This window comes from Plantactinospora sonchi, assembly GCF_036422035.1.
Classification (GTDB): domain Bacteria; phylum Actinomycetota; class Actinomycetes; order Mycobacteriales; family Micromonosporaceae; genus Plantactinospora; species Plantactinospora sonchi.
Window position 1 is genome coordinate 634969 of the sequence record NZ_JAZGQK010000006.1, and the last position, 8486, is coordinate 643454.

At 70.4% G+C, this 8486-nt stretch carries 11 protein-coding genes; 3 read left to right on the forward strand and 8 right to left on the reverse strand.

From position 1 onward, the window contains the following. Positions 1 to 38: 38 nt before the first annotated feature. The 7 genes from V1633_RS09340 to V1633_RS09370 form a co-directional block, all read right to left on the reverse strand. Complete coding sequence (locus tag V1633_RS09340; RefSeq protein ID WP_331213781.1) at positions 39 to 644, reverse strand: hypothetical protein; 606 nt, start codon at positions 642 to 644, stop codon at positions 39 to 41. 46 nt (positions 645 to 690) lie between these two features. Beyond that, positions 691 to 1098: a Fur family transcriptional regulator gene (locus tag V1633_RS09345; protein WP_331213782.1), complete on the reverse strand. Its 408-nt coding sequence runs from the start codon at positions 1096 to 1098 to the stop codon at positions 691 to 693. A 45-nt stretch (positions 1099 to 1143) separates the two neighbouring features. Further along, positions 1144 to 1443 (reverse strand): ArsR/SmtB family transcription factor, encoded by a 300-nt coding sequence (locus V1633_RS09350; RefSeq protein ID WP_331213783.1) that lies wholly within the window; start codon positions 1441 to 1443, stop codon positions 1144 to 1146. A 19-nt stretch (positions 1444 to 1462) separates the two neighbouring features. Then, on the reverse strand, positions 1463 to 2404 hold the full coding sequence (locus V1633_RS09355; RefSeq protein ID WP_407951985.1) for a metal ABC transporter permease: 942 nt from the start codon (positions 2402 to 2404) through the stop codon (positions 1463 to 1465). Positions 2405 to 2545: 141 nt separating this feature from the next. Continuing rightward, on the reverse strand, positions 2546 to 3313 hold the full coding sequence (locus tag V1633_RS09360) for a metal ABC transporter ATP-binding protein (protein ID WP_331213784.1): 768 nt from the start codon (positions 3311 to 3313) through the stop codon (positions 2546 to 2548). A gap of 120 nt (positions 3314 to 3433) precedes the next feature. Further along, the gene (locus tag V1633_RS09365) at positions 3434 to 4393 is read right to left on the reverse strand and encodes a metal ABC transporter substrate-binding protein (protein WP_331213785.1); all 960 of its coding nucleotides are present in this window, start codon (positions 4391 to 4393) and stop codon (positions 3434 to 3436) included. Positions 4394 to 4486: 93 nt separating this feature from the next. After that, positions 4487 to 4744 (reverse strand): hypothetical protein, encoded by a 258-nt coding sequence (locus tag V1633_RS09370; RefSeq protein ID WP_331213786.1) that lies wholly within the window; start codon positions 4742 to 4744, stop codon positions 4487 to 4489. Positions 4745 to 4846: 102 nt separating this feature from the next. Here V1633_RS09370 and V1633_RS09375 point away from each other — a divergent pair, with 102 nt between their 5' ends. The 3 genes from V1633_RS09375 (at position 4847) to V1633_RS09385 (ending at position 7639) form a co-directional block, all read left to right on the forward strand. Beyond that, positions 4847 to 5188, forward strand: coding sequence for an antibiotic biosynthesis monooxygenase family protein (locus tag V1633_RS09375; protein ID WP_331213787.1), 342 nt, complete (start codon positions 4847 to 4849; stop codon positions 5186 to 5188). Positions 5189 to 5213: 25 nt separating this feature from the next. Beyond that, positions 5214 to 6014 (forward strand): hypothetical protein, encoded by an 801-nt coding sequence (locus V1633_RS09380; RefSeq protein WP_331213788.1) that lies wholly within the window; start codon positions 5214 to 5216, stop codon positions 6012 to 6014. Between the two features lie 245 nt (positions 6015 to 6259). After that, positions 6260 to 7639, forward strand: coding sequence for a glycine--tRNA ligase (locus V1633_RS09385; protein WP_331213789.1), 1380 nt, complete (start codon positions 6260 to 6262; stop codon positions 7637 to 7639). Positions 7640 to 7673: 34 nt separating this feature from the next. On the opposite strand, the gene V1633_RS09390 is transcribed toward V1633_RS09385, so the two are convergent. Continuing rightward, on the reverse strand, positions 7674 to 8486 hold an 813-nt coding region (locus V1633_RS09390), incomplete at its 5' end, for an IS5 family transposase (protein ID WP_331213790.1).

Here is an 8486-nt window from a genome sequence, read left to right on the forward strand (position 1 = left end):
TCCATTGATCTGACTGGATTTGTGGATCTCTGCCGCGGTCAGCGCCGCGCCCGCAGCCCCAGGCTCCGTAGCTCCAACCCCGCGAGTGCGTCCACCGTCGCGTCGTCGCCGCGTCGCCATGCCTCGACCACGTCCGGACCGATTCGGGACAGCCTGCGCAGCGGCTGGCTGGCCAGCGCCCGCAGCGCCAGCAGGTCCCGGCCGGCCGGTGCCGACCGCAGCGCCCGCGCGACGGACGCCCGGCGCAGCCAGCGCAACCGCAGCGGCAGCCAGCCGAACAGCACCAGCCCGAGTGGGAACACCAGCAGGGCCAGCGACAACGCCAGCGCCAGGTCCCCGACCAGTTCCTGCTGGTCGCGGCCGGCGTCGGCCATCGCCCGGGCGGCCCCGGCGGCCCGTTCGAACGGGGCGGTCAGTTCGTCGCCGACGACCGGTACCCGGCCCACCTTGCCGCCCGCGTCGGCGAGGTTGTCGGCCAGCCCGCCGCCCGCCCCCTCCAGCTTCTGTCCGGGTACGGCGAGCCGCGCAACCAGGTCGTGCAACCACATCGCGGCCCGGATCCAGAGGTAGACCCAGATGACGACGAGCAGGTCGGTGAGGAGTTGACGGGCGGCGGTCGGGAAACGGTCGGCATAGATCCTCATGCCGGTCAGCGTGCCACCGACCGGCGAGCCGCACACGACGGCCAGGTCAGCGCGGGCTGCACTCCGGGCAGGTGCCGAAGATCTCCAGGGTGTGGCTGACATCGGTGAAGCCGTGCTTGGCGGCGACCCGCTCGGCCCAGCTCTCCACCGCAGGCCCCTCCACCTCGACGGTCCGGCCGCAGGCCCGGCAGACCAGGTGGTGATGGTGGCCCTCACTGCACCGGCGGTAGAGGTGCTCCCCACCCGGCGGGCGCATCACGTCGATCTCGCCCGCGTCCGCCAACCCCTGCAGGGTGCGGTAGACGGTGGTCAGACCGACCCGCTCGCCGCGACTGCGCAGCATCGCGTGCAGATCCTGGGCGCTGTGGAAGCCCTCGACCTCGGCCAGCAGCGCGCTGACCGCGCTGCGCTGCCGGGTGTTGCGGACCGCGGTGCCGCTGTCTGCCGTCGTCATCTCACCCTCCCTCGCGCTCGATCAGGTGCCCGTCCAAGGCCGGCGTCATGTGGCCTCCCCGGAATGGCTGACCGCGTCCGCCACGATATGCGCGATGTGCTCGTCGACCAAGGCGTAGGCGATTTCCCGACCGCGTCGTGAACCGCGTACCACCCCGGCGCCGCGCAGCACCCGCAGGTGCTGGGAGACCAGCGGCTGCGGCGCGCCGAGTTGCTCGACCAGCTCGTGTACGCACCGTTCACCGTTGGCCAGCTCGCTGACGATGGCGAGCCGGATCGGAGCGGACAGGGCACGAAGCAGCTCTCCGGCGCCGGTGTAGGCCTCGTAGGCGTTCGTGCTCGTCACCCCGTTACGGTAACCAATTCTACCGGGGTACCGCCGCGCGGTCGGGCGCTCCAAGGTCAACCGTCGGGGCGGGGGAGGCGGGCGTCGATCCGAGGACGACGTCACACGGCTCGGCGAAGGGTGCCGGGCGGGACGGAACCGCCCGCCGACGCCCCAGCGCCCGGCGTACCGCCGTGCCCACGGCGGCGAGCAGGAAGATGGCGATCGCCAGGATCACGATGGTCGCCCCGAGCGCGGTGTTCGCGGTTCCGGCCAGCCACACCCCGGAGCCGGAGGCGACCAGGCCGATCCCCATCGCGGCCAGCATGGTGGCGACAAAACCCCGGGAGAAGAGCTGCGCGGTGGCGACCGGCACCACCATCAGGGCACTGACCAGCAGCAGCCCGACCGCCCGCATGGAGATCGTGACGGTCACCGCCGTGGTCACCGCGAGCAGCAGGTTGAGCGCCCGGACCGGCAGGCCGGAGACCCGGGCGTACTCCTCGTCGTGCGAGATCGCGAAGAGCGCCGGACGCAGCACCAGCATGGTCGCCAACACCACCACCGCGAGGACCACGATCACCACCAGGTCCTGCGGCGACGTGGTGGTCAGTGACCCGAAGAGGTACGCCATCAGGTTGGCGTTGCTGCGGCTGCCGGAGAGCCCGACCAGCATCACCCCACCGGCGATCCCGCCGTAGAACATCAACGCGAGCGCGACGTCCCCGGAGGTACGACCGCGTTCCCGGATCAGCTCGATGGCGACCGCCGCGACCGCCGACACCAGCACCGCCATCAGCACCGGGGAGGTGTCGAGCAGCAGACCGACCCCGACCCCGGTCAGCGCCACATGGCCGATCCCGTCACCGATCAGCGACATCCGCCGCTGCACCAGGTAGATGCCGAGCGCGGGGGCGGTCAGCCCGATCACCAGCGCCCCGACCAGGGCGCGGATCATGAAGTCGTACTGGAAAAGGCTCATGCCCCCTCCTCGCTTCGCTCGTCGGCGTCATGAGCTGGCATTCTGAGTTGGCTGATTCGCTCGCTGGGCTCGCTCATGCCCCCTCCTCGCTTCGCTCGTCGGCGTCATGAGCTGGCATTCCGAGTTGGCTGATTCGCTCGCTCATGCGGGTGTCCCCCACATCCCCACGGAATCCTCCGGCGCGTGCGGGTGGACGTGCTCGTGGCCGGGCGCCGCGTGGTGCCCGGCCGGTTCCGGCACCGGGCCGTCGTGCGCGATCCGCCCCTCGTGTACGACCACCGCCCGCGTGATCAACGGCGCCAGCGGTCCGAGTTCGTGGGCGACCAGCAGCACCGTCCCGCCGTCGGCGACGAACCCGCGCAGTGCCTCGGCGAAGGCGTCCTGGCTCGCCGAGTCGACCCCGGCGGTCGGCTCGTCGAGGACGAGCAGCTCCGGCTGCCCGGCCAGGGCCCGGGCGATCAGGGTCCGCTGCTGCTGTCCGCCGGAGAGGGTGGTCACCGGATCGGCGGCCCGGTCACTCAACCCGACCGCCCGGAGCGCCTCGGCGACCGCCCGCCGATCGGCGGCGCCGGCCGGGCGTATTACGCCCCGACGGGCCAGCCGGCCGGCGGCGACCACCTCGGCCACCGTGGCCGGTACGCCGCTGCCGGCGCCGAGGCGCTGCGGGACGTACCCGATCCGCCGCCACTGCCGGAACCGGCGCTGCGGGGTGCCGAAGAGCGAGACCGTGCCGGCGTTCAACGGCACCAGGCCGAGGATCGCCCGGATCAGGGTCGACTTGCCCGAGCCGTTCGCGCCGAGCACCGCAACGACCTCGCCTGGGGCGACGGCGAATGAGATGTCACGGAGCACGGGACGCTCGTCGTAGGCGACCGCCCCATGCTCGACTGTGATGACCGGTTCCGTCACGTCCCCGCCCCGTTCCGCCAGCTGATGACCTCGCTCCGCTCGGTCATGTCGCCACCTCGCTGCGCTCGGCGTCGTCATGACCTGGCCAACCGGATTGGCTGACGACCTCGCTCCGCTCGGTCATGAGCAGCCCAACGCTGTCCTGATAGCTCCCAGGTTGTCCCGCATGACCGAAAGGTAGTCTCCGGTGCTGCCCGGTTGCAGGCCCTCGATCGGATCAAGGACCGCGGTCTTCGCGCCGATCTCCCGGGCCACCGTCTCGGCGACCTTGGGGCTGACCAGGGTCTCGAAGAAGATCGTGGTCGCGTGGTGCTCGCGGGCCTCGTTGGCGATCTCGGCCAGCCGGGCGGCCGGCGGTTCGTCCTCCGGGGTCAGCCCACTGAGCCCGATCTGCTCCAGGTGGTAGCGCTCGGCCAGGTACGCGAAGGCGGTGTGGCTGGTCACCAGTTCGCGCCGCTGACAGGTCTGCAGGCCCTTGGCGTACTCGGAATCCAGGGTCTCCAGGTCGGTGCGCAAGGTACGGGCCCGGGCGGTGAAGTCGGCGGCCCGGTCCGGATCGGCCGCGCCGAGCTGTTCGGCGAGCCGGTCACCGATCGTGGCGAGCCGGGTCGGGTCCAGCCACACGTGCGGGTCCTTGTGGCCGGTCGCCTCCTCGTGCTCCTCGCCGGCTCCCTCGCCCTCACCCTCGTGTACGTGGTCACTGGCGGCGGCGTCCAGCAGCGGCTGCACGGTACCCACGTCGAAGGTCCGGTCGCCGCCCTGCTGCTGGATCGCCTCGTCGACGGCCGGCTGGAAACCGGCCAGGTAGACCACCAGATCGGCGTCGCTGATCTGACCGACCTGGCCGGGGTTGAGTTCGAGGTCGTGCGGCTCGGCGCCCGGCTTGACGAGGTTGGTCACCTGGACGGCGTCTCCTCCGATCCGCTCCGCGACGAACTGCAGGGGATAGAAGGCGGCGACGATGTCGACCCGGTCGGGGTCGTTGCCGGGGCCGTCGTCGGCGCAGGCCGTGGCGGTGGCCAGGGCGAGCAGCCCGGCGGCGGCGAGGGCGACGGAACGGGAGGCGGAGCGGATCAGCATGTCATCCACTCTCCGCGACAATGAGAATGATTGTCAAAAACGCATGCTTGCATGAGAACGTCTCAGGTCCGGTCGGGCTGGTGGATCACGCGCTCAAGCGATCTTCATCAGCGCGAACGCGATCAGCAGGGTCAGCAGCACCAGCCGGATCGTCCGGGTCCCCGGGGTCTGTACCGGCCAACTCGTCACCAACAGGACGCCGAGCAGCCCGGCGAGGGCCAGCAGCAGCAGACCGCCGACGATCCCCGGAGCGAAGAAGGCGACCAGCACCAGCGTCAACGCGACGAGGAACACGGTGGTCGGACTGACCCGGGCCAGACGGGTCACCAGGACGCGCTGCGTACGCTGCATCCCACAGACTCTACGAGATCTCGATGCCCCGACCGGCGTGCTGTCACCGATGACACCATTCGCGGCTTCTCCGGTCGGCGGCCCAGGCGAGGAGGCACACAGGTGCTCGTCACAAACCGGTTCGTGGTGGCGGAGGAGGCGGCCGCCGGGTTCACCGAGCGGGCCCACGCCGCGCTGGGCGTACTCGCCGCCCGACCCGGCTACCGTCGGGGTGAGCTGCTGCGGGCGCTCGACGACCCCACGCACTGGTGCCTGGTCACCGAGTGGGAGTCGGTCGGTACGTACCGGCGGGCCCTGGGCGCCTTCGATGTCAAGATCCACGCCACGCCGCTGCTCGCCGAGTCGCTGGACGAACCGTCCGCGTACGAGGCGCTGGCCAGCGCGGCACCGGAGGGTCCGGTCCAGGTGGCCCGCAGCGACCGTGCCGCTGACCCCAGCCGGTGACAGACCGGGCACTACGCTTGCCGTCATGACCTTTCCCGGACCGCCCGGTGGTCCCGCGTCGTCGCCGACGGCCGGTGGCGCCGGCCCCGCGCCGGCCGGCTTCGGCGCCGCTCAGTCGCCGGCTGATCCCGGTTCGGCGTCGCCGCCCGCTGGCTTCGGCGCGGCACAGTCACCGGCTGGTTCCGGTCCGGTGCCGCCGGCCGGCTTCGGCGGTCCGGCGCCGGCCGACCCCGGCCTTCCGACGTCGGCGGGCTCCGGTGGTCCGCCGGTGGCGTCCGGCACCGGTGGCGCCCAGGCCCCGGCCAACTTCGGCCCGTCGTACCTGACCGGCGCGGGGGCGGTGCCGCCCGGCGTACCCGGTCCACCACCCGGTCCCGGCGCCGTGCCGCCGTTCGCCGCGCCGCCCACCGAGGGCCGCACACTGCGGATGTGGCTCGGCATCGGAGTCGCCGCCCTGGCCGTGCTGCTGGTCTGCGGTGGCGGCGGCGCGGCCCTGATCGGGTTGCTGGTCTCCAGCACCGAGGCGGTCAACGAGCAGGCCAAGGCGGTCGTGACCGACTACTTCGACGCTGTCGACGACGAGCAGTTCAGCCAGGCGTACAACCTGCTCTGCGACGCCACCAAACAGCGGGAGTCGCCGACCGAGTTCGCCCGCCGGGTGGGCGCCGAACCGGACATCGCCTCGTTCCAGGTCGGCGACCTGGTGATGGGCAACACCCTGAGCGTGCCGGTGGACGTCACCTACGCCCAGGGTGGCCAGGACCAGTTGCATGCCCTGCTCGAGCAGGATCCGGTCAACGGTCTGACGATCTGCGAGATCAACTAGGCGGCCGCCGGGTCGGAGAACCTGTCCAGGGTCGGGGGTGGCCGGTGGAGTAATCTGCTGGGCCTGGGTGGGGGTGAGCCGTACCGTTGTGCGCACCGTTGCCCGATCCGGTACCGACGCCGTCGGTGCCGGTCGTGCCTGCCCGTACCGACCGCTGTGCCCGCTGACCGTTCCGAAGCACGTTGTTGTCTGTTGACCGTTCCGATTCTGTCCCCGCCGGCCGCCAGCCGGTGTAGGAGGTAACCATGCCAGCCGACCGTATCGACGCCATCGTCAGTCTCGCCAAGCGCCGAGGCTTCGTCTACCCGTCCAGCGAGATCTACGGGGGCACCCGGTCAGCCTGGGACTACGGCCCGCTCGGCGTGGAGCTGAAGGAGAACGTCCGCCGCCAGTGGTGGCGGGCCATGGTCCAGCAGCGCGACGACATCGTCGGCCTGGACTCGGCGGTCATCCTGGCCCGGGACGTCTGGGCCGCCTCGGGCCACCTCGACGCCTTCGTCGACCCGCTGACCGAGTGCCAGTCCTGCCACAAGCGGTTCCGGGCCGACCACCTGGAAGAGGCGTACGAGGCGAAGCACGGCAACGCACCGGCCTCGCTCGCCGAGCTGAACTGCCCGAACTGCGGCAACAAGGGCACCTTCACCGAGCCGAAGATGTTCAACGGCCTGATGAAGACCTACCTCGGTCCGGTGGAGAGCGAGGAGGGCATGCACTACCTCCGCCCGGAGACCGCCCAGGGCATCTTCATCAACTACAACAACGTGGCCGCCTCGGCGCGCAAGAAGCCGCCGTTCGGCATCGCCCAGGTCGGCAAGTCGTTCCGCAACGAGATCACCCCGGGTAACTTCATCTTCCGGACCCGCGAGTTCGAGCAGATGGAGATGGAGTTCTTCGTCGAGCCCGGCACCGACGAGGAATGGCACGAGTACTGGCTGCGGGAGCGCTGGAACTGGTACCTGGGCCTCGGCCTCGCCGAGGAGAACCTGCGGTTCTACGAGCACCCGCAGAACAAGCTCTCGCACTACTCGAAGCGGACCGTCGACATCGAGTACCGCTTCCAGTTCGGCGGCACCGAGTTCTCCGAGCTGGAGGGCATCGCCAACCGTACCGACTTCGATCTCTCCACGCACAGCAAGCACTCCGGCGTCGACCTGTCGTACTTCGACCAGGAGAAGGGCGAACGCTGGGTGCCGTACGTGATCGAGCCGGCCGCCGGCCTCACCCGGGCGGTGCTCGCCTTCCTGCTCGACGCGTACGACGAGGACGAGGCGCCGAACACCAAGGGCGGCGTCGACAAGCGCACCGTGCTCCGCTTCGACCCCCGGCTCTCCCCGGTCAAGGTCGCCGTGCTGCCGCTGTCCCGTAACCCCGCCCTCTCGCCGAAGGCGAAGGAACTCGCCGCCGACCTGCGCAAGCGCTGGATCGTCGAGTTCGACGACTCGCAGGCGATCGGCCGCCGCTACCGTCGACAGGACGAGATCGGCACCCCGTTCTGCGTCACCGTCGACTTCGACACTCTCGAAGACAACGCGGTGACGGTCCGCGACCGGGACACCATGACCCAGGAGCGCGTCTCCCTCGACCAGGTGGAGCGCTACCTGGTCGAGCGCCTGCCCGGCTGCTGAGGTGTAAGGAAGGGCCCCTTCTTATCGCTTTCTGTTATAGAGCCTGTTTCTGAACCTGGTGTTGGGGTTTGTGGTAGGTCATGTGGGCTTGTCGTCGGCTCATCTGGATGATGGCGGCCCAGTAGACGATGGCTTCGTGGTGGTCGGGTAGGCGTTCGTAGTCGCGGGCGCAGCGGCGTCGGCGGCTGATCCAGGCGAACGTCCGCTCGACCACCCATCGTCGGGGCACGACCTGGAAGCCCTTGCCTTTGCTGGGTTCGGTGGCGATCTCGATGGTGATGCCGAGGTTGTCTCGTGTCCGGGTGACGAGGTCGCCTCGGTAGGCCTTGTCGGCCCAGAGGTGGCGGACACCCACTGCGGCGGCGGTGTGCAGCAGGGGTGACGCCCCGTCGCGGTCGTGGGTGTCGGCGGCGGTGACGTGGACGGCGATGAGTAGGCCGAGGGTGTCGACGAGGATGTGTCGTTTCCGTCCGTTGACCCGTTTGTGGGGGTCGAAGCCGCTGGTCGTCTTCGGCACGGTGGCCTCGGCGGTCTCGGACACGGACTGGGCGTCGATACAACCCGCGGTGGGGTCGGGTTGGCGGCCATGAGCCACCCGTAGGGCGGCGCGCAGACGGCCCGTCAGTTCGATCACCGTCAGGTTGTCACTCCATCGGGCGTGGAAGCCGTAGACCGTGGCCCAGGGTGGGAAGTCCACCGGCAGGGCCCGCCACTTCACCCCGTTGTCGACGAGGTAGAAGATCGCGTCGATGATCGCCCGGCGGTGGTGACGTTCCGGCCGGCCGCCGCTGGGCCGTCGACACGCGGGCTCGGGTAGCAGCCCGGCGAGGATCTCCCACTGGGCGTC

Bases quoted from the DNA above. Each gene is read 5' to 3' on its own strand.
- V1633_RS09365 (WP_331213785.1), bottom strand. From the start codon at position 4,393: ATGCTGATCCGCTCCGCCTCCCGTTCCGTCGCCCTCGCCGCCGCCGGG.
- V1633_RS09345 (WP_331213782.1), bottom strand. From the start codon at position 1,098: ATGACGACGGCAGACAGCGGCACCGCGGTCCGCAACACCCGGCAGCGC.
- V1633_RS09370 (WP_331213786.1), bottom strand. From the start codon at position 4,744: ATGCAGCGTACGCAGCGCGTCCTGGTGACCCGTCTGGCCCGGGTCAGT.
- V1633_RS09385 (WP_331213789.1), top strand. From the start codon at position 6,260: ATGCCAGCCGACCGTATCGACGCCATCGTCAGTCTCGCCAAGCGCCGA.
- V1633_RS09355 (WP_407951985.1), bottom strand. From the start codon at position 2,404: ATGAGCCTTTTCCAGTACGACTTCATGATCCGCGCCCTGGTCGGGGCG.
- V1633_RS09380 (WP_331213788.1), top strand. From the start codon at position 5,214: ATGACCTTTCCCGGACCGCCCGGTGGTCCCGCGTCGTCGCCGACGGCC.
- V1633_RS09340 (WP_331213781.1), bottom strand. From the start codon at position 644: ATGAGGATCTATGCCGACCGTTTCCCGACCGCCGCCCGTCAACTCCTC.